Consider the following 23644-nt stretch of genomic DNA (forward strand, 5'->3'; position numbering starts at 1 on the left):
CAAAAACCTCAGCGTGTATTTATTGACGCGCAAGACGAATTGGGCTCACCAACCAATCTGCATGAGAGGCACGACATGGATTAATGTCTAAACCACCACGACGGGTGTAGGTTGCATACACCATAAGTTTATTGGGGCTTAAATTTTGCCAAATATCCGCATAAATTTGCTCCACACATTGCTCATGAAAGCCATTATGCTGACGATAAGAAATAATGTAGGCCAATAAACTGGCTTGGCAAATTTTGCGACCTTGATAACGGATAAATACTGTTCCCCAGTCAGGCTGACCGGTGACAGGGCAGTTACTGCGCAGCAGATGTGAGTATAAGCTCAGTTCAACTTCTTCCTCACTGGCATCGAATGCTAAAAGAGTCGCATCGGGATGGTGTTCTAAGCGCGTGGGTTGTTCCTGATCTATACAAATCCCTTGTGGCTTAGTTATCTCGAGTTCATCAACATGAAACAGATCAATACCAACGGCTGCACCTGCAGCCTTGGATAAATCTTGTTCGACTGTGGCTTTAAACTCAGCTTGAGATGCAAAAGTCGTGAAGTTCATACTATTAAAGTAGAGCTTTAATGATTTTGACTCAATTAAGTTAGGAGACGTCGCAGGGAGAGTTAAGCGACCAATGGCCACTTGCGGCACACCATTGGGATTAAGCCAAGAAATTTCAAACACATGCCACCAATCCTGACCTTGACGAATTCCAGCCACATGCGCGTATTTTTCACGTGCAGTTTCGCGGGCAATTGGAAACAAAATATCAGGTTGATATTGGGTTGGGTATTGGGTGTCTTTACCCAAGAGAGATTGTTCTACACTCATTATTCACGCATTCCTGAACCACGAGAAAGTAAATAGTAAGCTGTTGCATATAAGCCTGCACAGCATAAGGTAATAATGGTTAAAGAAATGCCAACATTGACATCACTATGCCCCAAAATACCAAAACGGAAGGCATTGACCATGTATACAACAGGATTAATTAAAGATAAGTTTTGCCAAAATGGGCTAAGCGCGCTAATGGCGTAAAACACACCGCCTAAATAAGTTAAAGGGGTGAGGACAAAGGTTGGGATAATCGAAATATCATCAAACGATTTGGCATATACTGCATTAATGAAGCCACCTAATGCAAATAATAGCGATGTAATGAGCACCGTATAAATGGTCACAAACCAATTGCTAATATACAGGTCGGTAAAGAATAGACTCATGGCAGTCACAATCACCGCAACCAATAAACCGCGGCAGACCCCGCCTAACACATAACCCCATAAAATCAGGTGCAGTGGAATTGGGCTCATGATCAATTCTTCAATGCTTTTTTGGAACTTGGCACTAAAGAAACTAGAAGAAACGTTGGCATAACTGTTGGTAATCACCGCCATCATAATTAAGCCAGGCACAATAAACTGCATATAGCTAAAGCCGCCCATATCACCAATACGTGAACCCACTAAATTACCAAAGATCACGAAATACAGACTCATGGTAATGGCAGGTGGTAGTAAAGTTTGCGGCCAAATACGCATAAAGCGACGAATTTCTTTTCTTAATAAGGTGAAGAAGGCGATACTGAGTTGGTTAAAGTTCATTGGGCATCCTCAGCGAGATTTTTTTCCACCATTTTCACAAACAGCTCTTCCAGACGATTGGATTTATTACGCATACTACGAACTAAAATGCCTTGAGCTTGCAGTAACTCAAACAAGTCATTCATGCTATGGGCTTTATCTAAAGTCACTTCTAAAGTGACAGGATCAATTAAGTTAAATCGTACGCCAATAATTTCAATTTGCGGCGCGCTAATGGGTTCAGCTAAATCAAAAACAAACGATTCTTCATTGAGCTGATTCAAAAAGCTTTTCATGCTGGTATCTTCTTTAATCACACCACGATCAATAATCGCAATACGACGACATAACATTTCAGCTTCTTCTAAATAGTGCGTGGTTAAAATAATTGATGTGCCTTGGCTGTTGGCTTCGTTTAAAAACTCCCACATCGAGCGACGCAGCTCAATGTCGACACCTGCAGTAGGTTCATCCAAAATCAGCAGTTTAGGCTCATGCATTATGGCACGTGCAATCATTAAACGACGCTTCATTCCCCCCGAGAGCATACGTGCTTGGGTATTACGTTTATCCCAAAGACCTAATTTTTCAAGGTACATTTCAGCACGTTGTTCAGCCACTTTTTTGGCAATACCGTAATAGCCGGCTTGGGTGACTAAAATATCAAAGGTTTTTTCAAAATGGCCGAAGTTGAATTCTTGCGGTACCACACCCAAGTTCTGTTTGGCATGTGAAGGGTGAGTTTCTAAATTATGACCAAAAATTTCTACCGTACCACCAGTTTTTTTGGTTAAGGAGCTAATAATACTGATGGTTGTCGATTTGCCTGCACCGTTGGGGCCAAGGAGTGCATAAAATTCACCTTCAGGCACATCTAGATTAATCCCTTTTAACGCTTGAAAACCGTTGCGATAGGTTTTGGACAAGTCTCTTAACGTCAAAGCATCAGTCATGAAATTCTCATATACGAAATAATGTGCGTATTGTGAGCGATAAGAACGATGAAACCAAGCACCAGCAACAGAATTTAGCATTGCAAATACAGAACATTGTTTAAAGCATAGACATAAAAAGCAAGAATATTGAGAGAGTTGCTTTACCTTGTGTATTTTTTTGCTATGATGTGCACGCGCGCTTGTAGCTCAGTTGGATAGAGTGCAGGTTTCCGAAGCCTGAGGCCGTGGGTTCGATCCCCGCCAAGCGCACCATTTTCTCTCTCGCCTCTGTTGTAGGTACCTTGAGTTGTACTCATAATTTAAATAAAGCTTCAATTTAGAATCTGTATGATGATTTTTGCTTAAATGTTAAGCATACTTGCCAAGCCAAACATTCAGTTTTATAGTCAACTTACAGTAGGTCGTTAAGACGCTACTTCTTAGTTGGACGGATCAATGACAGCTCGTTGAGTCTCAAGTACATACTTTAGGTATGCCACTAGACAATAAATCAGCACTAGCCTTCCAACACAGAGCCCGCTCCGCGGGCTTTTTTAATATTCCCTTTTGCAGTGATGCAGGCATAAATAAAAATTAATGGCGATGTTTTGTTTAATTTTAAACACTATATTTTCGGAGCATGACCGATGCCTATGCTACAAATTACATTACAAGATCAATTTGATCAGCGCCATTTGGCCAGCGCCTTTTTAAAAACAATTCCTGAACCATGTCATGCTGCCAATATTGCGCGCCATGTTGAGCATGTGGTGGTGGGTAATGAATTGTTGTTGCCTAGCATTGAGTTCCTATTTAGTAGTGATTTGTCCCCGAATATTTATCGTATTGTCGATGAATAAAAAAAGCCCACTGAGGTGGGCTTTTTATACTGAAGGGCTAAGCTTGCACTAGACGTACATCAACGTCATATTTGGCAAACTCTTCAATGATTTGGTTTAGCGCTTGTTGGCCAATTGCATCGTCGCTCGTGACAGAAATTTCTTGCATATTTTGGCTGTTATAACATTCGATTTGTTGAATTAACCATTGTTCGCGATTACCTGAACTTTGAATAATCACCCGTCGGGGTTGTAAGGCTTCGCTGAGCTGGCGTGGTAAGACATAGGTAATCGCCAATTCAATCTGTTGTATTTGCTCTTTAGGACTTAAAAAGGTAATCACCCAATTGCCGACTTTACTTAAATACATTGGATTATCACAAGCATCAAAGACAAGATAATTACGCATTAGATGTGTCCAGCGAAAAGGATGACTATATGAAAAATGCTGTATGTCGCGTTATGCACTAAAGTGGTAGAGCAGTGTATAGTTTTCACATTTTAACGAAGGTTAAATGCGTTTATTTTTATTTTTATTTTTTATATCAAGCACTTTTTTATTTTTATAATTTTTTTATTAAGAACAAAAACAAATCAATTAACATAAAAAGACTATAAGGCAAGTCTATAAAAAATTGGCAAGACCGCGGCCTTGCCAAATAAATTTTATAAAGTCTGAATATTTTGACTTTCTAAAGCCTTGCGTAGATAGGGATCTAGATCAGTTTGACGCAATAACCATTGTACATAATCGCTTGGTAAGTCGCAGATAGCACTGCCTTTATGTTTGCCAAAATTTAAGCTACGTGGAATGCGGGCATCTTCAGAAATCTGATACAGCTCTTCTAAGCTTTGAATATTGAGATGTTGAATGACTTGGTTAAGAATATTGGCGGTTAAAATAATATCCATATCAGCACGATGGGCTTTTTTAATCATGTCACGCGCTTTACTGCTGCCTTTACTAATCATGTAAATTAAGGCGGAAATGTTATGTGCTTCTGCATCTGGCCAGACACGTCGTGCTAAGGCGAGGGTACAAATGGCCTTGATATGACTGGTATCTACACCGCATTTTTCAATGGCACGTAGGTCGTAATCAATATTATGTCCAATCATATAGACCGTGTCTTGAGGCAAGCGGAAGCTGGTATAATGCGGTTGACCTTCTAAATCGCTCTCAAGGATGTGATGGACTGCCATGGCTGCATAGGAAATCGGTTCATCAACGCAATACAGTTGATCAAAAATTTGACTTTTATCTAGACTGAGTTGACCTTGATGAATATCGATAGGCGCATAAGCAATCTCAATCGGTTGTCCATTTAAGGTATGGGTTTCGGTATCGAGAATAATGGCGTGCATGTGCGATCCTAAGGCAATGGGCTAAAAGGGCAATCTACCTGATACGCTTTGAACAATAAAGGCTTTTTAAGGTTGAATTTTCACTTTTAACGCTGCTGCATCTTGTTTAAGGGCTTCATTGGATAAAATCCCTTTATATAAATGTAAGGCAATTTCATCTTCGCTATCGACTCATTGAATGGGATGAATGCCATCGCGGTATTCAAAAATCGCAATGGGCATGTGATCTGGATCGAGGAGTAAAAAGCGCTGTTGTTTAATCGCAATCTCATACGCTGGAAAGGTCTGTTTGAGTAAACGTAAAAACACGCTTTGATTGGCTGAGAGTAAATTCAGCTCACCAATACGATCACTGTCTTTTTGATGTATGGCTTTTAAATATAGGCGCGTTGTTGCTGCGTGGTAGACACGGTGCACAGTAGGGTGAGGTGCTGCGTTTTGGGCGGCCTCTTAAAAATAGCCTAAGATAAAACCAAAAATTAAACATAGAAAGGCAAGTATTCGACACCTTGAAGATTTGGCTTTGAGTTAAAAAATATACGATTGTGGTAATATTGAAAATCTCTAAAGGCTTTTCAATAAGTTGATTTTACTAAAGTCACGATTTTTTTTAACCTAAAAGGCCAAATTTTATGTAAAAGTCGGCCAACTAGCTGCGCTAAATTTGAAAACTTCATGCTACAATACGCGCCAATCTTAGCACGGCTTAAAAGCCCTAATTTAATAGGACCTCGCTAATGTTTGCCAATATCTCTATTGCTGAATTTGACCCAGAATTAGCTCAAGCAATCTCTAACGAAGATGCTCGCCAAGAAGCGCACATTGAGTTAATCGCTTCTGAAAACTACTGCTCTAAAGCAGTCATGGAAGCACAAGGCTCAAAACTTACAAACAAGTATGCTGAAGGCTACCCAGGCAAACGCTACTACGGCGGCTGCGAATATGTAGATGTCATTGAACAATTGGCAATTGACCGTGCTAAAGAACTCTTTGGTGCTGATTACGCTAACGTTCAGCCTCACGCTGGTTCACAAGCCAACTCTGCAGTTTACTTAGCGCTTTTAAACCCAGGCGATACCGTTTTAGGTATGAGCTTAGCGCACGGTGGTCACTTGACTCACGGTGCTAAAGTAAGCTTCTCTGGTAAGACGTATAACGCTGTTCAATACGGTTTAAACCCAGAAACAGGTGAGATCGACTACGAAGAAGTTGAACGTTTAGCGCTTGAGCACAAGCCAAAAATGATCGTTGCCGGTTTCTCTGCGTACAGCCAAATTGTTGACTGGAATCGTTTCCGTGAAATTGCAGACAAAGTAGGTGCTTACCTATTTGTTGATATGGCACACGTTGCAGGTTTGGTTGCAGCTGGCGTTTACCCAAGCCCAGTACAAATTGCTGACGTAACCACGACAACAACACACAAAACACTTCGTGGCCCACGTTCAGGTTTAATCCTTGCGAAAGCCAACGAAGAGATTGAGAAAAAACTTCAATCTGCAGTATTCCCAGGTAACCAAGGTGGTCCACTTGTTCACGCTGTAGCGGCTAAAGCAATCTGCTTTAAAGAAGCAATGGCGCCTGAATACAAAGAATACCAACAACAAGTTGTGAAGAATGCACAAGCAATGGCTGAAGTGCTTATCGAACGTGGCTATGATGTTGTTTCTGGCGGTACGAAAAACCACTTATTCCTATTGTCTTTAATCAAACAAGACATTACAGGTAAAGAAGCAGATGCTTGGTTAGGTGCAGCTCACATCACTGTGAACAAAAACTCTGTACCAAACGATCCACGTTCTCCATTTGTAACCTCTGGTATCCGTATTGGTACACCAGCAGTTACAACACGCGGTTTTGGCGAAGCTGAAGTACGTGAACTTGCTGGTTGGATCGCTGACATCTTAGATGCCAAAGGCGACGAGGCTGTTATTGCTGCAGTAAAAGAAAAAGTTGCTGCTGTATGTGCAAAATTCCCTGTTTACGCTAAATAAGCTTAAACTTGAGAAAAGCCCCCTCAAGGGGGCTTTTTTTATGGTCACGAGAAAAGCACATGCTGTGACTTTTCTGCTATAACTGAAGTAAAGCCAAATTGAGAATAAAACATGCAAAAACCACAAATTATTATTTCTGAACAAGATCTCAATCGTTTAGAAACAATGTTGGAACATCAACAGCAATTGACCGCAACCATGCAGCATTTAGAAGAGGAGTTAGCACGTGCCACAGTAGTTGCTGCACAGGACGTACCTAGCAATGTGGTGACGATGAATGCACGCGTGTTAATTAGCCTTGGCGACATAAATGAACCTACAGAAGTGGTTTTGGTTTATCCACATGATTTTAAAGGTGAAACCAATCAAGTCAACGTGATCGCGCCTATTGGTGCAGCCATTTTAGGTTTAAGTGAAGGACAAAAAATTCAATGGCCGCAACCCGATGGTCAGATCATGCAGGTGAAAATTGAAAAAGTACTCTTTCAACCAGAGCGTGAAGGTGATTTTTTATAATTCAATGTTGCTGGAGTGACTGTTGTTTCGTTGCAAAGATTAGCGATTATTAGCTTAAGATTTGTCAAATTTTTGACAGAAATTTAAATACGCTTACGGCAATCTCATGTCTAACACCATCAATGCATCAGAACATGAGGAACAGCGCCGTGAGCCAAAACTATCAGCCAACATTTAACTATCAATATATTCAGGTCCGTCCAGTGAGTGGGCGTACTGGAGCAGAAATTTCTAATATCCGTTTAGGTGGTCATTTAAGCTCAGAAGTTGTGACTGAGCTCAACCAAGCTTTATTACAATATAAAGTCATATTTATTCGAGGTCAGCAACATTTAACTGATCTAGAGCAAGAAGACTTTGCCCGTTTGCTCGGTGAACCTTCTAATCATCCAAGTGTGCCACTAAAAGATGGGACAGCGCATACCTTAGCGATTGATTCACGTGGGGGGCGTGCAGATTCTTGGCATACCGATATTACTTTCTTGGCCAATTATCCCAAGGCGACCATTTTACGTAACGTCATTGCACCTCAAGTAGGGGGAGATACTGTATGGGCCAATACTGCAACTGCCTACGCGTATTTACCTGAAGCGTTAAAATTATTGGCAGAGGGTCTACGCGCGGTACATAGCAATGATTATGACTATACTGGTCGTGTGTCAGCGCAAAACCTTGAACAGCGTCAAATTTTTACCACAGCTGTAGAAATTGAAACTGAACATCCTTTGGTGCGAGTGCACCCGGAAACTGGTGAAAAAACTTTAGTGCTGGGTCATTTCTTTAAGCGCTTTGTTGGATTTAATTCACGTGATTCACGTCGTTTATTTGAATTATTTCAAGAGCATATTACAGAATGGGAAAATGTGGTGCGTTGGCAATGGGCCGAAGGGGATGTAGCGATTTGGGACAATCGTGCTACGCAGCACCGTGCCATCAATGACTATGGCGATGAATTGCGTGTTGCCACTCGAGTAACCCTTGCAGGGGATGTGCCAGTCGGTGTGGATGGTCGCCCAAGTGAAACCTTAAAACACATTGTGAACCAAGATATTTCAGAACTGCGTGCAGAAGGCGGTAAAATTTATAAAAAAGTCTCTTAAGCCACAGCATCAACCATGCTGAACTTAGCATAAATAATCGTTTTTCTCGACATGAAAAAAAGACCTAATATTTGATATTCGGTCTTTTTTTTATACGGCTATGCGTCAACAAGATTTACACACCCTGTGTCAAAGCGACCCTGTTTTACAGCATTTACAGTTATCCAAGGCTTGGGATCAGCTACAGATCAGTACTTTTGTGCCTGAGCAAGGTTTAGACTTAGCTGAGCAAGATGTTTATTTTTTAATACGTGGCTACATTAAAATGGGCCATTTAGATACTGAGGGTAATTTGCATATTGCTCAATATCTACAAGGACCTAAAGTATTTAACTTGATTGCCTGCTTAGAGAAAAAAGCATTGTATTATGATTATTTTGCTATGAGCTCAGCACAGCTGCTTAAAATTCCCCAAGCCGTGTTTTTACAACAGTTACAGGATAATCCGGCCTTAAAAAATGCAGTCTTTGACTTATTAAGCTCACGGCTATGGCAAAGTGTTGAGGCACAGCGTTATCAGGTGGCAGGTACCTTCAAACAGCGCATCGCTTATCAACTTCTTAAATTACATGAACAGCAAACAGCCAAGGGTGATATTAAAATTAGTCAACAACAATTTGCCGATCTCTTACAGGTATCGCGTCAAACCCTACATAAGCAATTAGGTGTATTTCTTCAGCTTGGCTTCATCGAATGGCGTTATCATCGAGTCAAGATTTTAAATCTGAGTGCTTTAGCAGAGTGGGCGAGCTGGTAAAAATTGCAAAATGCAACATAAAAGCTCACTTAAACCACGTAGTATCAAAGAGTAGTGTTTGGGGGGAGCTTCGTATGGCATATTCACAGCAATTTACGCCTTTATCAGACATTGAGGTTGAGCAGCAAGAACTTTTAGCCATTAAACGGCATGATTTAGTGCCGATGTTACATGATCAAGCACAGCTCAATCGTTACGCTGAGCGTTTGGTACAGGCACAGGCCGTATTACTCAATAGCATTGATCCCAAACTCACGCAAGATTTAAGTCAAAGTATTCAACAGCTGATTCAGGCGCTTAATCAATCCAAAAAATACATGCAAAAAAAACGTTTTAATCGCTTGCAACGTTGGTTGGGCAGTGACCTAGATTATGCCTCTAAACAAATTGCCTATTATAAAAATTTAGAGCGTTTAGTGGCCCGTAGCCATACCTTAAGTCAACAGCTTGAAATTGAAATTCAAAAGTCTGAGTCACGCTATCGGCAGCTGATGGGTTTACGTGAGCAAATGGCGAAATACATTTTGGCGGCAAAGCAATTTTTAATTGAATATCCGGATTTTATTCAGCATCAACATCCGCTCGATCAGTTTTCGCAGCGTTTATCCAAAAAAATTAATACTTTGGAAACGTTGCAAAGCAGTAATGATATTGCCATGCAACAAATGTATCTCAGCCAGCAATTGGCATTTAGCTTACTCGATCGCTTTAAAGAAGCAGAACAGGTGTTATTACCAGCTTGGCAATATCATTTGCAACAAAGCCAAAATCAATATGTTACAGAAAGTAGTCAAGCCCTTGATGCAAGCCGCAATAGCCTGATTAATACTTTAAAGCATGCTTTAGAACATGCATCACCACCTTCACATTCGAGGTAAATATGACTGATTCTCAAAAACCTGCAGTTGTAACCGCGACCGAACAGGATTTTCAGCGCTTAAATTTAACCGAGTTGGGTCTAAAAGACAGCGACTTTGAGGCTGTGTTGCAGGCACGTGCTGAATTAGACGAGATTGATCAGCATAGTGTGGCAGAATATGGCAAAAATATTGCTAGCCAAACCGCACATTATACCGATGAGTTACTCAGTTTAGTGCAAAATAAAGATTTAGACGAAACTGGGCAAAAGCTTAACCAAGTAGTACAAGTGGCTCAGCAGCTCAATACCAGTAGTATTATCAATCCGCAAAAGAGTCGTGGCTTTTTAGGGGGATTATTCAATAAAATCAAAGGTGCTAAACAAAGTTTTGATCAAAACTTTGATCATACCAAAGCGCAAATTGATCGTTTAGTTACTGAAATTGAAACTTCACAAGGTGGGTTGCAGCAGCGTGTGACCACTTTAGATCATATGTTTAATGGCGTGCAGGATGAATATAAACAATTGGGGGTTTATATTGCAGCTGGGCAACTTAAGCAACATGAGTTACAACAGCAAATTGCTGCCTTGAATTCCCAACCTGCAGAGCCTAAAGTGACCCAGCAGATTTATGATTTAAATCATGTGGCCAATAATTTAGAAAAACGTGTCAGTGATTTGCAGATTTTGCAACAGTCAGCTATGCAAACTTTGCCGATGATTCGTATTATTCAATCGAATAATTTAATGTTGGTCGATAAATTTTATGCGATTAAAAACATTACTTTACCGGCTTGGAAAAACCAAATTAGTTTAGCCATTTCCTTAAATGAGCAGAAAAATAGTGTGCAATTGGCCAATGCGATTGATGACGCCACCAACGAGCTATTGCGTCGTAACGCAGAGTTGCTACACCAAAATTCAGTCGATACCGCGCGTGCCAATCAGCGTTCTGTGATTGATGTAGAAACCTTGGAATATGTGCAAAATAGCTTGATTAAAACTGTAAATGACGTGATTGAGATTCAAAAACAAGGGGTGCAAAAACGTGCTGAAGCCAGTACACGCCTACGTCAGTTACAGCATGATTTAGATAATTTAGTGCGTCAATCGAGTCCAAAGCTGGAGCAGCAATCCTCAAAGGAGGCATAAGTTGAGTAAGTTTGCCCATGCGATCATGCCAGAAAGCCAAGTAGAAACTGGCTTAAGGCAGTTAAAAAAGCGCCAACGCAATTTTATATGGCTATGTTTACTCAGCAGTAGCATGTTTATTGTGTTGTTAATGGCTGGATTTTTGCAGCAGGATTTAGTGGCTGGTTTTTTTGGGCTGACATCTGAAGTAGAGCAACTACATATTCCTGTGTCGGCTCAGCACTTGACCTTGATGGGCCAAGAGCAAGATTATTTTATCAGTCTACTCAGTTGGTTTGGTTGGCTGATTTTGAAAGTCTGCGTGTCGTTTATAGGTGCATTTTTTGTGGTATATCTACTCAAAAAAATCCGCTTTTTCTACCTGCATTTTCAGTCTTTTGTCATTAAGTTTGTGGGGTGGTTGATTGCTTTTATGCTACTGTGGTCAGGCTTAACCTACGTGCAGTATGACCTGCGTGATGAGCAAGATCAGGCGTATACTGCACTAACTCAGTATGCTCAGAATATAAATGAAAGTGTAATGTACCAAGAATTAAATGCCAGTCAGACGCCTGCTACAGTACAAGCTTATTTATTGGCACAAACCGCATTATTGCATCAACCTGCTGATAAAGCAGCAGCTCAACCTTATGTGGCACACTTAATTCAGGCAGAGCAAGATAATCCGCAATTTAACCAGTATGGTTTTAAAACTGAACAGTTATGGAGTATGCAACAGCAGCTTTACGGCAACAGTATGAGTGCAAGTACACATGCCTTGGCAAGCCAAGTACACAAAATGCAAGCCATTAATCAACAACTACGTGTCGGGTTAATTGTGTTGGCTGGGCTGAGTTTGGCTGTAAGTATATTATTTTGGTTATTCAGCCAGTATTTTGCGCGGCGCAGTCAGCAAATTAAGCAGCGTATAGAAAATTAAGCTTAAAGCCCAAAATAAAATTTTGGGCTTTAATTTAAAAAAACGATTAAAATTATAAAAACTAACTGTTTTACCTTTTTTAAGTTTTTCTCTATGATGGCCTTAACAACACATTTACTCCTTTGGAGACGTTAGCAATGTTAGATCAAAATACTCAAGCGCAATTAAAAGCTTTATTAGAACGCCTTGAAGGCCCAATTGAATTAGTTGCAGCCCTAGACGATTCAGATAAATCAGCCAAAATCAAAGAATTGGTTGAAGAAGTTGCGGCATTATCCAACTTGGTGACTGCACGTTTTGATGGTCAAAACAAACGTGTCCCAAGCTTTGGTATTGCTAAAGCAGGTGAAGCGCCGCGGGTATTCTTTGCCGGTTTACCAATGGGCCATGAGTTCACATCATTGATTCTAGCGTTGCTACAAACCTCTGGTTATGCACCTAAAGTGTCGGATGAAGTTTTAGCTTCAATTAAGGGCTTAGGCGTACAATCTGACTTTGATGTATTTGTATCTTTAAGCTGCCATAACTGCCCAGACGTGGTTCAAGCATTAAACCTGATTGCTATTTATAACCCAGGGACAACAGCCACCATGATTGATGGTGCATTCTTCCAAGACGAAGTAGAAGAACGCAAAATCATGGCGGTACCGATGGTATTCCAAGACAACCAACACATTGGTCAAGGTCGTATGACTTTGGAAGAGATTGTTGCAAAATTAGATACCAACTCTGCGGCTAAAGATGCTGAAAAGTTAAATGCTAAAGATGCTTTTGATGTCTTGGTCATCGGTGGCGGTCCTGCGGGCAATACCTCTGCGATCTATGCTGCACGTAAAGGGATTAAAACTGGTATCGTGGCGGAGCGTATGGGTGGTCAGGTCATGGACACCATGGACATCGAAAACTACACTTCGATTCAAAAAACCCAAGGTCCAAAGTTTGCAGCTGAAATGGAAGCACACGTTCGTGAATATGGCGTGGACATCATGAACTTGCAACGTGTAGCTGACATCAAAGGTGCTGACGAGACTGCCAACGGCTTAGTTGAAGTAACACTTGAAAACGGTGCCAAACTTGAATCGAAAACTGTCATCTTATCTACAGGTGCACGTTGGAGAGAAATGAATGTACCGGGTGAGCAAGAATACAAAACCCGTGGTGTAGCCTACTGCCCACACTGTGACGGCCCACTGTTCAAAGGCAAACGTGTTGCGGTGATTGGTGGTGGTAACTCAGGTGTAGAGGCAGCAATCGACCTTGCAGGTATTGTTGAGCATGTGACTTTGGTTGAGTTTGATACCAAACTGCGTGCTGACCAAGTGCTTCAAGACAAGTTAAACAGCTTACCAAACACAACTGTGATCAAAAATGCCTTGTCTACCGAAGTGGTGGGTGATGGTTCACAAGTGACTGCACTGAAATACAAAGACCGTGCAACGGATGTTGAACATACTGTTGAGCTTGCAGGGATCTTTGTACAAATTGGTTTGTTACCAAACACAGATTTCTTAAAAGAAACGGCTGTAGAACTTTCAAACCGTGGTGAGATTGTGATTAACGAACGTAATGAAACCAATGTCAAAGGTGTATTTGCTGCGGGTGACTGTACCACAGTGCCTTACAAGCAAATCATCATTGCCACAGGTGAAGGCGCTAAAGCATCGCTGTCTGCATTTGATTATATTATCCGTTCTGGTCAATAAGAGAATAAGGTCAGTGTGTCCCCAAGCACACTGACCTCTTCACAAGTTTATAAGTTTTATATTCTTGTTTTATAGGAACTTTGGATGCTAACACCCGAGTTCCTTTTTTTATTATCAGCCCCCTTTAATTTTTCATCCTTATATTGGTGCTTAGTGTTGAGCAGCTTAGGTTATGGATGCTGAGTGCGAATAGCATAAATAAAGGCATATAAAAATTATGGGTTTATTGTAAGGCTTTTTTATTTAGATTCAACCTAGTAAAACACTCAAGATTATTTGCCAAAAAAGACTATATTTTTAATTAAAATGTGAAATATCTTTTAAAAAACCTATAAACAACATTATTTTAATTTATTTTTATTTGCATAAAAAAACCTGATAAATATTTATTTACAACAGTTAACAATTTACCAGAATGAGGCGAATTGATTAAAAATATTGGTATTTAGTATGCATAGAAATTCGGAAAAGTATGTTCAAAAGCACAATCAAACTATTACTGCTAGGCAGCAATGCCAAAGTACAACTCAACGCATATTAATGGGGGATATCATGAAAAAATGATGTTTTTGAACCCTTGTCAGTTTAATCATAAGCGCTGGTGCTTCTATAGTACCTCTTATGATGCAAACGCAATGATAGGCATCTTGAAATGTCGAATGTGGCTTTATCGTGGGTGGTGGGGCAAGTTGTGTCGGTTTTGCCAACCAACAAGGGCGACTACGCTAATCAAATACCTCAGCCAAATTTTTTAGCGAGCTCATATCAACACTCAAGTTTAAAAGATAGATTTCATTTTAACTTCATCACAGGTGGGTATAATTGAAAAGTCATTTGATTAAAATATTAAAACTGGACTCAATTATGTACATTCAGAACTATATAACAAAATTATTAACGGTTTTATGCTTAACGGCATGCAGCAGCGCTATAACTGCGCAAACCCTTACGCCTCTAGATGTGGCTATTGTGGGGGATTGGTCATGTACGGAAGCCATGGACTATATGGGTTATGATGCGAAAAGCCAAATGCAATGGTCTTTTCAGAAAAATCAACAACAGCGACAGAAAACTGTTTCTACCCTTGAAAATGAACGAGAAAAAGCACAATTTAACTATGAGATTCAGGCGCGTTGGCACTTAGAGGGTATGAAACTAATCTTGGATCAATATGATGTAAAAAAATTCAGCACAGATCATCCTGAGCTTGAAGCCAAAGTGAATTTAAAAGCAGCTTTAGCTGATCCAGAGCCAATGGAGCTGAAAATCAAAACATTAACAGCAAATGAGATGCTACTCAACTTAATGATTTTTGATATGGAAGTGGAAGAATTTTCTATCGTCTGTAAAAGATAAAAAAACCGCGCGAAATGCGCGGTTTTTTTATAGAAAAATAAAATTATTTTTCAACGAATGCACGTTCAATCACGTAGTCACCTAGAACACCCATACGTGGTGATTCTTTAAGACCGTGTTGGTCAAGAAGTGCAGCCACATCGTCAAGGAACGCAGGTGAACCACATAACATGGCACGGTCAGTTTCTGGGTTAAAACGTGGTAAACCGATTTTCTCAAACAAAGCGCCAGTTTCAATGGCAGTCGTTACACGACCTTGAGTATGGAAATCTTCACGGGTTACAGTTGGGTAGTAAACCAGTTTTTCTTTCGCGCCTAATTCGCCAAAGAATTCGTGATTTGGAATTTCATTTTCAATTAAGTCTTGATATGCCAATTCTGAAACAAAACGTGTACCGTGAACTACGATAATTTTTTCGAAACGCTCGTAAGTTTCTGGATCACGAATTGTTGATAAGAATGGTGCAAGACCTGTACCTGAAGAGAGAAGGTATAAGTTTTTACCTGGGTTTAAATCATCCAGTACCAAAGTACCTGTTGGTTTTTTAGAAACCAAGATTTCATCGCCCACCTTAACTTTTTGTAAAATAGAAGTTAATGGACCATCTGGCACTTTAATTGAGAAGAATTCTAACTCTTCTTCATAGTTTGCACTGGCAATTGAGTAGGCACGCATTAACGGCTTGCCATTGACTTCAAGGCCGATCATCACAAACTGACCGTTTTTAAAACGAAGAGCTTGGTCACGAGTCGTTTTAAAAGAAAATAAAGTGTCATTCCAGTGGTGGACATGAGTAATCTTTTCGACGTTAAAAGCAGCCATTAAAGGTCTCAATAAATTATCAAATTAGAACAGGTTGCTATTCTAATCTAAAATCATTCTCGATAAACTGAATATATTTAATTGAGCTTATCAGAAAAAGTGATGACGACGACTTTAACTTTGCCGATTATCGGCTATATGCGCTCTCCTTACCAAGAGAAATTTGGGATTCCGCGGCAGCCAAATTTGGTTGAGGTAGAATCTTATATTGAAATGAACGGCCCTTATAATGATTTAAATGCTTTTGTGGGTATTGAAGAATTTAGCCATCTTTGGTTGGTGTGGCAGTTTCATGATAATAAAAATCAACAAGATAGCGCTAAATTTCGTCCACAAGTTCGTCCACCCCGTTTAGGCGGTAATCAAAAAATTGGGGTGTTTGCTAGCCGTAGTATGTATCGTCCTGCTCCTATTGGTTTATCGGTGGTACGGCTTAAAAAGGTTGAAAAAGTGGGTAAACATGTACGTGTTTACGTGGTGGGAAGTGATCTATTAAATGGCACCCCTATTGTAGATATTAAACCTTATATTCAATATTCAGATGCAGTTATAGATGCAAAAAGTGCTTATGCACAGGATGAGCCCGTGCGTAAACAAGTTATTTGGTTGGAAAATGCACAAATTTCACGTGATGAATTAGTGAAAAAGGGAATAATTAATCTACAAAGCTGTCAAGAGCTTGAGCAGGTTTTAGCGCTTGACCCACGTCCTGCCTATCAAGATGATCCTGAACGCATCTATGGCATGAGCTTTGCTAACTTAAATGTACGTTTTAGTGTAAATGAAAATCAAGTCAGCATACACGCGCTTTAGTACGTATATGCTGATGTTGTCATTTTAGTAATTTACATGCGCAAAAATATAATCTGCTGCAGTTTTATTGTAGTAAGTACAGCCTTCAGCGATTTGGTCGATTAATTCTAAACGCGCGGCTTTTTCGGCAGCAGTTAAATCGAACTGTTGTACCTGCTGACGCTTTTGTTCTAAATCATCTGCCACTGAATATTCAATACCTTTTTCATTGTATTCACTCCAGTAATAACCGTTTTCGTATTCTGTGTAGCCCCAAGTATTGTTGCCTGTGTTGATGTAAGAGGTAGTGTTCATATAATTGAACTTTAAGATATTTGGATTAGTACCATACTGCTTGGCATAGTCAAGAAAACCTTGCTGATTTCGTTCATATTCTATATCAGCCACAATATAGGCTTGATTATTGGCAGAAGCCTGTTTTTGCAGGCACATTGAGCCTTGCGGGAATTTCAATTTTTGTAAGGCTTGCAGTGTATTTAAATCTTGTACAGAAATATTGCGTTTCAGCTCATCCAAACTCAGCGAGTTTAATTCCCAATTCAGTTCAGGTTGTAAACGTGGCAGAAGACTATTGCCGCTAATATCTATTTTTTTGACGTAGTTGATAAATTCTAACTTTTCTTTGCCAAGTGTGGAACGTAAACGAATGGTCATTGCCTCATCGGTGATGGTGCCTGAACCATATTCATAACCATATTTGCCTTTGGGTAAATCATGTGCCTTATAAACAGCATCTTCAGTCAAATACATGGCATCGCCATTTTCAAGCGTATAGAACTTACCATCGCTGAAAGACAACACATTGCGATACAGTTCAAATTCGCGTAATTGGCTCGATGATGCATGGTTTTCTTCAAGTTCAATAAGATGCCACTGCTGTAGTGTGGTATTTGGCTTTGGTTGTGTGGGCTGTTTTGGATTTTCAGGTACGGGGCTTGGAGGAGTCGTTGGGGATTCGGTACTCGAAGAACCACCACCGCCACCACAAGCGCTGAGTAACAAGGCGCTGATACACAGCGTGAGAATTTGAACTTTCATGATTTACCCCAAAACTTAAATAAAAAGTATTGGCTATTTTTACATCATTTTTTTTATGTGAATATGGCAATAAATGTGTGTTTTACTTGCGCATTTATATGGCCAATCTAAGGTAGAAATAGTCGGGGCTTAGGAATTTTTGTTATATTAACCCTATGATTGGGGGACAAAATAATGCAATTTAATTTTGAAATCGACAGTACCTGGTGTTTAGAACAACTTAAAAATGATGGCTATATTACTGATCGAGAAAAACTTTTAATACAAACCACCCATCGTCAGCGTGAACAGCTGAAATGGCATCCGCTGCAATGGATTGCCAGTTTTAATCTAAAAAATCAGCATGATCTTACCCAAATTTTAAGCTTAAACCTATTAACTGAATGGTTGGCAAAAAAAGCCAACTTTGAAGTTTATGTGATTGATCCATTAAAAGCGGATGTGGCCGCGCTGACTGCGGTGATGTCGCAAGAGTTTGCCTTACGCAATAAAATTTTAGCAGTAGAGGTGCAAGACAAAAAAATATTAATCGCCACCGATCAGCCTTTTGTTACCGATTGGCAGCAGAATTTAGCCCGTAGTCTTGCCCCTAAAACTATTCAGCCTGTGATGCTAAATCCTGAGCATTTACAGCGTTATTTAGTTGAATATTACCAAGTCAGCCGTGCGGTGAGTGGCTCACAAAAGTCAGGTGCCTATGAACGTGAGCATCAAGGGGTAGAAGCCTTATTACAGTTGGGTGATAGCCAAAATCCGGATGCCAATGATCAGCATATTGTCAAATTGGTCGACTGGATTTTACAGTTTGCCTTTGAACAAGGGGCTAGTGATGTGCATTTAGAGCCGCGTAAAGAACAAGGCAAAATTCGTTTTCGTATTGACGGGGTATTACATACCATTTATCACATGCCCGCCAATACCTTAATGGCGGTGATTTCGCGGATTAAAATTTTAGGACGTATGAATGTGGCAGAAAAACGTAAGCCACAAGATGGACGCTTAAAAACCCGGACTCCAAAAGGCCGTGAGACTGAGCTACGTTTATCGACACTTCCCACCGCGTTTGGGGAAAAGCTGGTGATGCGTATTTTTGACCCTGAAGTCTTAGTGCGCTCGTTTACTGAATTAGGCTTTGACGAAAAATTATTACAACAATGGCAAAAGATCAGCCAAAACAGTCATGGCATTATTTTAGTGACGGGGCCAACGGGTTCAGGTAAAACCACCACGCTCTATTCGAGTCTAAAGCAGCTTGCCACTGAGCAAGTTAATGTCTGTACCATTGAAGACCCGATTGAAATGCTTGAGCCAAGCTTTAATCAAATGCAGGTCAATCACGCGATTGATTTGGGCTTTGCCGATGGTATTCGCGCTTTAATGCGGCAAGACCCTGACATTATTATGGTGGGGGAAATTCGCGACCAAGATACTGCCAATATGGCGATTCAGGCTGCCTTAACGGGCCATTTGGTGTTATCAACTTTACATACCAACGATGCACCATCCAGTTTAACCCGTCTACATGATTTAGGCGTGCAGCCGTTTTTAACCTCAGCCACCATTTTAGGCGTATTGGCGCAGCGTTTGGTGCGTCGTTTATGTGCACAGTGTAAACAAGAAACGTTTATTAATGAGCAAGACTGGAAACATTTAACCTTTGGTTATCAATTCCAAATGCCAAATTTTGTTTATAAAGCAGTAGGCTGTGAGACGTGTCGTGACACTGGATATAAAGGACGCATTGGCATTTATGAGTTTATGCCGATGAGTTTAGAACTCAAACAAATGCTTGGGCATGAAGCCAGTTTAGAACAACTCAAATTCCAAGTGCAAAAACAAGGTGTGGAACCATTAAGAATTGCAGGGGCACGTAAAGTCATTCAAGGCGAAACCACCTTAGAAGAAGTTTTACGTGTGGTGCCGTTAAGTTAATACATAAATTAACGTATCTTCAGCTTAGCTTCAGCTTGGTTTGTTTTAATGACTTCATCGAAAAGACATCAGCTACATACCGGAGCTTACTATGAATATGATCGCAAAAACTTTAATCGCTGCTAGCGTTGCATTCACTGCTGCTATGGCAACTGCCAATACTACTGTTAATCAACAGGCAATTAGCACACCTGTAATGACGGTGAAACAAGCCTTAGCGGCTAAGGATGATACCAAAGTACAAGTCAAAGGTTATGTGGTTAAAGCCATTGGTGACGAAAAATATCAATTCCGTGATGCAACAGGCAGCATGACCGTTGATATTGACGATGATTTATGGCAGGGCAAGCCGATTGCAGCCAACACCCCTGTGACATTAATTGGTGAAGTGGATGTAGATTATAAGCCAACTAAACGTGTTGAAATTGATGTAGATGCTGTGAAATTCTAAGTCAGTCATTCACTACAAAAAACCACATACCTTGCGATGTGGTTTTTTTGTATAGTAAACAAAAAAACAAGGATCAAGCATGCGCATATTATTGGCAGAAGATGATGCCGCACAGGCTGAAAGCATTAAAACTTGGCTGGAAATGGATGGCTATAACGTCGATTGGGTCGAGCGTGGCGATTATGCCATTTTGGCTTTAGAGCAGCATCAATATGATTGTGTGCTACTTGATCGTGGTTTGCCCAAAGCCACAGGGGATGAGATTTTAATCGCTTTGCGTCGTCATAATGCCCAAACTCCTGTGCTGATGATTACGGCACGTGATACCGTGCAAGATCGTGTTTCAGGCTTAGATTTAGGTGCCAATGATTATTTGGTCAAACCCTTTAGTTTAGAAGAGCTATCAGCACGGATCCGTAGTCAACTGCGCCAACATCAAAGCCAAAAAAGCCATGATTTGTGCTTTGCTGACTTAGTGCTTGACCCCCAAGCCAAGACCCTAACTCAAGCGGGGAAAGTTGTTAATTTAACCGCCAAAGAATTTCAAATTTTACATAAACTGATGCAAAAACCTGAGCATGTAATGACCCGTGAGCAACTTGAAGAATCGATCTATGCGTGGGGCGCTGAAGTGGAAAGTAATGCTGTAGAAGTTTTTATTTCCCAGTTACGCAAAAAAATTGGCAGTCAATACATTAAAACCTTACGGGGTTTAGGCTATCGCATGCAGCAACCCGAATGAAAAACGCTATTTCGCTGCAAAGTCAGCTAATCAAAACCTCAATTTTAAGCTCAATTGTGGCAGGCTTATTGGCGCTTTTGGTGTTTTTAGGCTTATCGATTTATCACACCATGCACATTCATGATGAAATCATGGATGAAGTGGCGGATATGCTGGTTATGCGGGATATTAGCAGCCAAGCAGGCTCTCAGGTGGATGAATTGAGTGAAGAGTTTGCCATTCAATATAGCTTAAAAACCCAAGATTTTACTTTAGTCACATCAGCTGACTTTGCTTTTGAGCAACAACACATAGCACCTGATTATGGTGTTTTTTGGTCAACAGGTAAATTCTGGCGTAGTTATTTGCTCGAAGAAAATGGCATGCAAGCTTATGTTTATCAGCCCATGTCGATTCGGCTTAAAGACTTAGGTGAGCCCTTTGTCTGGTTTTTGGGGATCTTAAGCTTACTGTGGTTACTGCAATGGTTACTGGTGCGTTTCGCGATTCAACGTCAATTTAAAAGCTTGGTATTGTTGTCTAAAAGTATTGGGCAAAAGCACGCCCAAGATTTAAGTCCGATTCAAACACCTCAACCTGAATTTCGTGAGTTACAGCCCATTTTAAAGCAGCTCAATCAATTGCTTGGGCGTTTGGATCAATCTTTACATGCTGAACAACGTTTTACTGCAGATGCCTCGCATGAGCTACGTTCGCCTTTATCGGCGATTCACATGCGGTTGCAGGTATTAAAACGTAAATACCAAGACCATGCCCATTTAGCCCAAGATTTACAACCCATTCAAAATGATGTGGCTCGTAGCACACAAATTTTAGAAAACTTATTGCTCTTGGCCCGTCTTGATCCGAGCCAAGCACAGAGTTTACCTAAACAACCCTGTGATTTAAGAGACATTAGCTTAGAAGTACTAGACGCTTTATTGCCTTTTATTCAAGACAAACAGATTGGGTTAGATCTACAGTTGCATGAACTTTGGATTGAAGGCAATCGCGAGTTATTGTTTACCTGTATTCGTAATTTGCTTGATAACGCCATACGTTATAGTCCTCCTGCAGCTCAGGTACAGCTGGTGATAGATCCACAGCAACGCTGTATTCGAATTATTAATCAAGGTGAACCTATTGCAGCAGAAACATTGGCACGTTTAGGTGAACGTTTTTATCGTGCTTTAGGCAGTAAAAGCCAAGGTTCAGGGTTGGGGATTTCGATTTGTCAAAAAATTGTGAGTTTACATGGTGGCCAGTTAAGTTTTGTACCCGTGCAGACAGGGGGCTTAGTGGCAAGTATTGAATTTAAATAAAAAAAGGCAGAATGCGCTGTATTCTGCCTTGAGTGTCCACGTTTATTGTTATATTGCTCTATTTATTATTTGGTTAAAATCAGACGATTATTACGGGTTAAACGCAAACGGTATTCCTCACCCGCATGCATAATGCGAATTTCTCGACCTAAAGCAAATAAGTTGTTTGAATGCAGCATCGGCAGTGAATGTTGAGATTCAGTATGGCGAGTAAAGAGGCTAAATGGTGCGTTCATGTTGGAATTCTCCGTTTTTTTCGTGGTGTGCTTCAATATTTAAATGATAATCATTATCGAATACTCCTGTCAACGCTTAATTTATAAAAACTACAAAATTGCGTACACTGCAGCAAACGTATAGGAAAAGCTCGATGTCTAAAGCACAACTTAATGTCGCCATTGCAATTTTATTGCAGCAGGGCAATGTCTTGGTGGGTTTTCGTGAAGCACATCAACATCAAGGTAATCAATATGAATTCCCTGGTGGTAAAGTCGAGGCGGGTGAAACAGCGCTTGAGGCATGTCGCCGTGAAGTGTTGGAGGAAGTCGGCCTTGCTATTCAAGCTTGGCATAATTTTGATTTTATTCAGCATGAATATGAGGATTTAATTGTCAATCTGCATATCTTTCACGCCACAGTGCCTGAGGCACTCAATCCTGAAATACAGCAACCTTGGCGTTGGTATACACGTTTGCAATTGCCAGAGTTACAATTTCCAAAAGCCAATCAGCGTTTGATTCAACGTTTAATTTGGCCTGAGAGGATTAAAATCAGTGCGAATTTAGCGGATTTGGCTCAATCTGGTCATCAACAGTTGTTTTATTGGCGCAATGAATTGCCGCTAGAGCAACAACTGCAACTGCTGGCTGAGGTGTCCGTTGAACGTTTAACGCAGATGATTCTGAATGTTGAGTTGTATCAGCATTTGAATTCGATTCAGCAAGCCAATGTAGGTGCGATTCATCTTAAACAGCAGCAATTGCTGGCTGTTCAAGCAGATGATTTGCTTATAGGTCAGCGTTATATCGCCAGTTGCCATGATGAACTCAGTTTACAAGTGGCCCAAAAGATTGGTGTCGATGCGGTTTTGTTAAGTCCAGTGCATGCCACAGCCACCCATCCCGAAGCCGAGGCTTTAGGTTGGGCAGGTTTTGAAGCACTGGCGCAAAACATGCATATTCCGGTGTTTGCGTTAGGTGGGTTAAAAGCTGAAGATTTAGCACAGGCCAAGCGTCATGCTGCTTATGGGGTTGCAGGACAACGCTTTATGTAAAAAAAGCACCTGAGGGTGCTTTTTTATAAGCTTTGGCGAATAATAGGTTCTACATCATACGGAGTGATGATCACCCCGGTAGGGGTGGTATATATTTGGGGCTTGCTGGTTGCTGCAGGAGCTACAGTTGTTGCTACTGGCTGTGAGCTACATGCACACAGCCATGCTACACAACTGCTCATCAAGCTGAGCTTT

The 23644-nt window shown here is 40.7% G+C and carries 26 protein-coding genes and 1 tRNA gene; 17 read left to right on the forward strand and 10 right to left on the reverse strand.

The genetic code is table 11. The features are described 5' to 3' along the window. Positions 1-19 precede the first annotated feature (19 nt). From queF to AC5YCD_RS01215, 3 genes are read right to left on the reverse strand one after another with little or no spacing between them, the layout of a single operon-like run. Entirely contained in the window at positions 20-832 is an 813-nt protein-coding gene (gene queF, locus AC5YCD_RS01205) for an NADPH-dependent 7-cyano-7-deazaguanine reductase QueF (RefSeq protein ID WP_496128298.1), read from the reverse strand. Further along, the gene (locus AC5YCD_RS01210; protein ID WP_496128299.1) at positions 832-1605 is read right to left on the reverse strand and encodes an ABC transporter permease; all 774 of its coding nucleotides are present in this window, start codon (positions 1603-1605) and stop codon (positions 832-834) included. Before AC5YCD_RS01210 ends, queF begins: the two co-directional genes overlap by 1 nt. After that, positions 1602-2537 (reverse strand): ABC transporter ATP-binding protein, encoded by a 936-nt coding sequence (locus tag AC5YCD_RS01215; protein ID WP_496128300.1) that lies wholly within the window; start codon positions 2535-2537, stop codon positions 1602-1604. The genes AC5YCD_RS01210 and AC5YCD_RS01215 overlap by 4 nt, the downstream gene beginning before the upstream one ends. A 178-nt stretch (positions 2538-2715) precedes the next feature. Here AC5YCD_RS01215 and AC5YCD_RS01220 point away from each other — a divergent pair. Continuing rightward, positions 2716-2792 (forward strand) — tRNA-Arg (locus tag AC5YCD_RS01220). Positions 2793-3166: 374 nt separating this feature from the next. Further along, positions 3167-3379 (forward strand): hypothetical protein, encoded by a 213-nt coding sequence (locus tag AC5YCD_RS01225; RefSeq protein WP_496128301.1) that lies wholly within the window; start codon positions 3167-3169, stop codon positions 3377-3379. Positions 3380-3416: 37 nt separating this feature from the next. On the opposite strand, the gene AC5YCD_RS01230 is transcribed toward AC5YCD_RS01225, so the two are convergent. The 3 genes from AC5YCD_RS01230 to AC5YCD_RS01240 form a co-directional block, all read right to left on the reverse strand. Beyond that, positions 3417-3767, reverse strand: coding sequence for a hypothetical protein (locus AC5YCD_RS01230; RefSeq protein ID WP_496128302.1), 351 nt, complete (start codon positions 3765-3767; stop codon positions 3417-3419). A gap of 257 nt (positions 3768-4024) precedes the next feature. Beyond that, on the reverse strand, positions 4025-4723 hold the full coding sequence (locus AC5YCD_RS01235; RefSeq protein ID WP_496128303.1) for a putative quorum-sensing-regulated virulence factor: 699 nt from the start codon (positions 4721-4723) through the stop codon (positions 4025-4027). Positions 4724-4894: 171 nt separating this feature from the next. Next, positions 4895-5140 carry a hypothetical protein gene (locus AC5YCD_RS01240; protein ID WP_496128304.1) on the reverse strand — a complete coding sequence of 82 codons (246 nt, stop codon included), beginning with the start codon at positions 5138-5140 and terminating at the stop codon, positions 4895-4897. 320 nt (positions 5141-5460) lie between these two features. On the opposite strand from AC5YCD_RS01240, the gene glyA reads away from it, so the two are divergent. The 9 genes from glyA to AC5YCD_RS01285 all read left to right on the forward strand — a co-directional run bounded on the left by glyA (position 5461) and on the right by AC5YCD_RS01285 (position 15076). Beyond that, complete coding sequence (gene glyA / locus AC5YCD_RS01245) at positions 5461-6714, forward strand: serine hydroxymethyltransferase (protein ID WP_496128305.1); 1254 nt, start codon at positions 5461-5463, stop codon at positions 6712-6714. Positions 6715-6825: 111 nt separating this feature from the next. Beyond that, positions 6826-7230 (forward strand): nucleoside diphosphate kinase regulator, encoded by a 405-nt coding sequence (rnk, locus tag AC5YCD_RS01250; RefSeq protein ID WP_496128306.1) that lies wholly within the window; start codon positions 6826-6828, stop codon positions 7228-7230. A gap of 134 nt (positions 7231-7364) precedes the next feature. Beyond that, complete coding sequence (locus AC5YCD_RS01255) at positions 7365-8330, forward strand: TauD/TfdA dioxygenase family protein (protein WP_496128307.1); 966 nt, start codon at positions 7365-7367, stop codon at positions 8328-8330. A 100-nt stretch (positions 8331-8430) separates the two neighbouring features. Further along, a complete protein-coding gene (locus AC5YCD_RS01260) occupies positions 8431-9087 on the forward strand; it encodes a Crp/Fnr family transcriptional regulator (protein ID WP_496128308.1) in 657 nt (218 codons plus the stop codon). 74 nt (positions 9088-9161) lie between these two features. After that, positions 9162-9965 (forward strand): tellurium resistance protein, encoded by an 804-nt coding sequence (locus AC5YCD_RS01265; protein WP_496128309.1) that lies wholly within the window; start codon positions 9162-9164, stop codon positions 9963-9965. 2 nt (positions 9966-9967) lie between these two features. Next, positions 9968-11098 carry a toxic anion resistance protein gene (locus AC5YCD_RS01270; RefSeq protein WP_496128310.1) on the forward strand — a complete coding sequence of 377 codons (1131 nt, stop codon included), beginning with the start codon at positions 9968-9970 and terminating at the stop codon, positions 11096-11098. A 1-nt stretch (position 11099) separates the two neighbouring features. Then, complete coding sequence (locus tag AC5YCD_RS01275; protein ID WP_496128311.1) at positions 11100-12017, forward strand: hypothetical protein; 918 nt, start codon at positions 11100-11102, stop codon at positions 12015-12017. 137 nt (positions 12018-12154) lie between these two features. Next, positions 12155-13720: an alkyl hydroperoxide reductase subunit F gene (ahpF, locus tag AC5YCD_RS01280; RefSeq protein ID WP_496128312.1), complete on the forward strand. Its 1566-nt coding sequence runs from the start codon at positions 12155-12157 to the stop codon at positions 13718-13720. Positions 13721-14542: 822 nt separating this feature from the next. Next, entirely contained in the window at positions 14543-15076 is a 534-nt protein-coding gene (locus AC5YCD_RS01285; protein WP_496128313.1) for a hypothetical protein, read from the forward strand. 43 nt (positions 15077-15119) lie between these two features. Here the strand turns inward: AC5YCD_RS01285 and AC5YCD_RS01290 are convergent, their stop codons facing one another. Then, a complete protein-coding gene (locus AC5YCD_RS01290; protein ID WP_122901339.1) occupies positions 15120-15899 on the reverse strand; it encodes a ferredoxin--NADP reductase in 780 nt (259 codons plus the stop codon). Positions 15900-16001: 102 nt separating this feature from the next. Here AC5YCD_RS01290 and tsaA point away from each other — a divergent pair, with 102 nt between their 5' ends. Then, the gene (gene tsaA, locus AC5YCD_RS01295; protein WP_496128314.1) at positions 16002-16712 is read left to right on the forward strand and encodes a tRNA (N6-threonylcarbamoyladenosine(37)-N6)-methyltransferase TrmO; all 711 of its coding nucleotides are present in this window, start codon (positions 16002-16004) and stop codon (positions 16710-16712) included. Between the two features lie 24 nt (positions 16713-16736). Here tsaA and AC5YCD_RS01300 read toward each other — a convergent pair whose 3' ends face one another. After that, the gene (locus tag AC5YCD_RS01300) at positions 16737-17750 is read right to left on the reverse strand and encodes a hypothetical protein (protein WP_496128315.1); all 1014 of its coding nucleotides are present in this window, start codon (positions 17748-17750) and stop codon (positions 16737-16739) included. 174 nt (positions 17751-17924) lie between these two features. Between AC5YCD_RS01300 and tfpB the strand changes: the two genes are divergently transcribed. The 4 genes from tfpB to AC5YCD_RS01320 all read left to right on the forward strand — a co-directional run bounded on the left by tfpB (position 17925) and on the right by AC5YCD_RS01320 (position 22176). Next, positions 17925-19682, forward strand: coding sequence for a type IV pilus assembly ATPase TfpB (tfpB, locus tag AC5YCD_RS01305; RefSeq protein ID WP_496128316.1), 1758 nt, complete (start codon positions 17925-17927; stop codon positions 19680-19682). Between the two features lie 91 nt (positions 19683-19773). Then, complete coding sequence (locus tag AC5YCD_RS01310) at positions 19774-20133, forward strand: NirD/YgiW/YdeI family stress tolerance protein (protein WP_496128317.1); 360 nt, start codon at positions 19774-19776, stop codon at positions 20131-20133. Positions 20134-20212: 79 nt separating this feature from the next. Continuing rightward, positions 20213-20875, forward strand: coding sequence for a response regulator transcription factor (locus AC5YCD_RS01315; RefSeq protein WP_496128318.1), 663 nt, complete (start codon positions 20213-20215; stop codon positions 20873-20875). Then, complete coding sequence (locus tag AC5YCD_RS01320) at positions 20872-22176, forward strand: sensor histidine kinase (protein ID WP_496128319.1); 1305 nt, start codon at positions 20872-20874, stop codon at positions 22174-22176. The genes AC5YCD_RS01315 and AC5YCD_RS01320 overlap by 4 nt, the downstream gene beginning before the upstream one ends. 65 nt (positions 22177-22241) lie before the next feature. On the opposite strand, the gene hemP is transcribed toward AC5YCD_RS01320, so the two are convergent. Continuing rightward, positions 22242-22412, reverse strand: coding sequence for a hemin uptake protein HemP (gene hemP / locus AC5YCD_RS01325; protein ID WP_496128320.1), 171 nt, complete (start codon positions 22410-22412; stop codon positions 22242-22244). A gap of 134 nt (positions 22413-22546) precedes the next feature. Here hemP and AC5YCD_RS01330 point away from each other — a divergent pair, with 134 nt between their 5' ends. After that, positions 22547-23449, forward strand: a complete 903-nt coding sequence (locus AC5YCD_RS01330) for a thiamine phosphate synthase (protein WP_496128321.1) — start codon at positions 22547-22549, stop codon at positions 23447-23449. 23 nt (positions 23450-23472) lie between these two features. On the opposite strand, the gene AC5YCD_RS01335 is transcribed toward AC5YCD_RS01330, so the two are convergent. Further along, positions 23473-23631: a hypothetical protein gene (locus AC5YCD_RS01335; RefSeq protein WP_496128322.1), complete on the reverse strand. Its 159-nt coding sequence runs from the start codon at positions 23629-23631 to the stop codon at positions 23473-23475. Between the last annotated feature and the right edge of the window lie 13 nt (positions 23632-23644).

The sequence above is a fragment of the Acinetobacter sp. CY05 genome (assembly GCF_059515805.1).

Bases quoted from the DNA above. Each gene is read 5' to 3' on its own strand.
- AC5YCD_RS01320 (WP_496128319.1), top strand. From the start codon at position 20,872: ATGAAAAACGCTATTTCGCTGCAAAGTCAGCTAATCAAAACCTCAATT.
- AC5YCD_RS01330 (WP_496128321.1), top strand. From the start codon at position 22,547: ATGTCTAAAGCACAACTTAATGTCGCCATTGCAATTTTATTGCAGCAG.
- tfpB (WP_496128316.1), top strand. From the start codon at position 17,925: ATGCAATTTAATTTTGAAATCGACAGTACCTGGTGTTTAGAACAACTT.
- AC5YCD_RS01225 (WP_496128301.1), top strand. From the start codon at position 3,167: ATGCCTATGCTACAAATTACATTACAAGATCAATTTGATCAGCGCCAT.
- ahpF (WP_496128312.1), top strand. From the start codon at position 12,155: ATGTTAGATCAAAATACTCAAGCGCAATTAAAAGCTTTATTAGAACGC.
- AC5YCD_RS01255 (WP_496128307.1), top strand. From the start codon at position 7,365: ATGAGGAACAGCGCCGTGAGCCAAAACTATCAGCCAACATTTAACTAT.
- queF (WP_496128298.1), bottom strand. From the start codon at position 832: ATGAGTGTAGAACAATCTCTCTTGGGTAAAGACACCCAATACCCAACC.
- rnk (WP_496128306.1), top strand. From the start codon at position 6,826: ATGCAAAAACCACAAATTATTATTTCTGAACAAGATCTCAATCGTTTA.
- AC5YCD_RS01300 (WP_496128315.1), bottom strand. From the start codon at position 17,750: ATGAAAGTTCAAATTCTCACGCTGTGTATCAGCGCCTTGTTACTCAGC.
- AC5YCD_RS01230 (WP_496128302.1), bottom strand. From the start codon at position 3,767: ATGCGTAATTATCTTGTCTTTGATGCTTGTGATAATCCAATGTATTTA.
- glyA (WP_496128305.1), top strand. From the start codon at position 5,461: ATGTTTGCCAATATCTCTATTGCTGAATTTGACCCAGAATTAGCTCAA.
- AC5YCD_RS01260 (WP_496128308.1), top strand. From the start codon at position 8,431: ATGCGTCAACAAGATTTACACACCCTGTGTCAAAGCGACCCTGTTTTA.
- AC5YCD_RS01335 (WP_496128322.1), bottom strand. From the start codon at position 23,631: ATGAGCAGTTGTGTAGCATGGCTGTGTGCATGTAGCTCACAGCCAGTA.
- AC5YCD_RS01315 (WP_496128318.1), top strand. From the start codon at position 20,213: ATGCGCATATTATTGGCAGAAGATGATGCCGCACAGGCTGAAAGCATT.
- AC5YCD_RS01270 (WP_496128310.1), top strand. From the start codon at position 9,968: ATGACTGATTCTCAAAAACCTGCAGTTGTAACCGCGACCGAACAGGAT.
- hemP (WP_496128320.1), bottom strand. From the start codon at position 22,412: ATGAACGCACCATTTAGCCTCTTTACTCGCCATACTGAATCTCAACAT.
- AC5YCD_RS01215 (WP_496128300.1), bottom strand. From the start codon at position 2,537: ATGACTGATGCTTTGACGTTAAGAGACTTGTCCAAAACCTATCGCAAC.
- AC5YCD_RS01210 (WP_496128299.1), bottom strand. From the start codon at position 1,605: ATGAACTTTAACCAACTCAGTATCGCCTTCTTCACCTTATTAAGAAAA.
- AC5YCD_RS01235 (WP_496128303.1), bottom strand. From the start codon at position 4,723: ATGCACGCCATTATTCTCGATACCGAAACCCATACCTTAAATGGACAA.
- AC5YCD_RS01265 (WP_496128309.1), top strand. From the start codon at position 9,162: ATGGCATATTCACAGCAATTTACGCCTTTATCAGACATTGAGGTTGAG.
- tsaA (WP_496128314.1), top strand. From the start codon at position 16,002: ATGACGACGACTTTAACTTTGCCGATTATCGGCTATATGCGCTCTCCT.
- AC5YCD_RS01290 (WP_122901339.1), bottom strand. From the start codon at position 15,899: ATGGCTGCTTTTAACGTCGAAAAGATTACTCATGTCCACCACTGGAAT.
- AC5YCD_RS01310 (WP_496128317.1), top strand. From the start codon at position 19,774: ATGAATATGATCGCAAAAACTTTAATCGCTGCTAGCGTTGCATTCACT.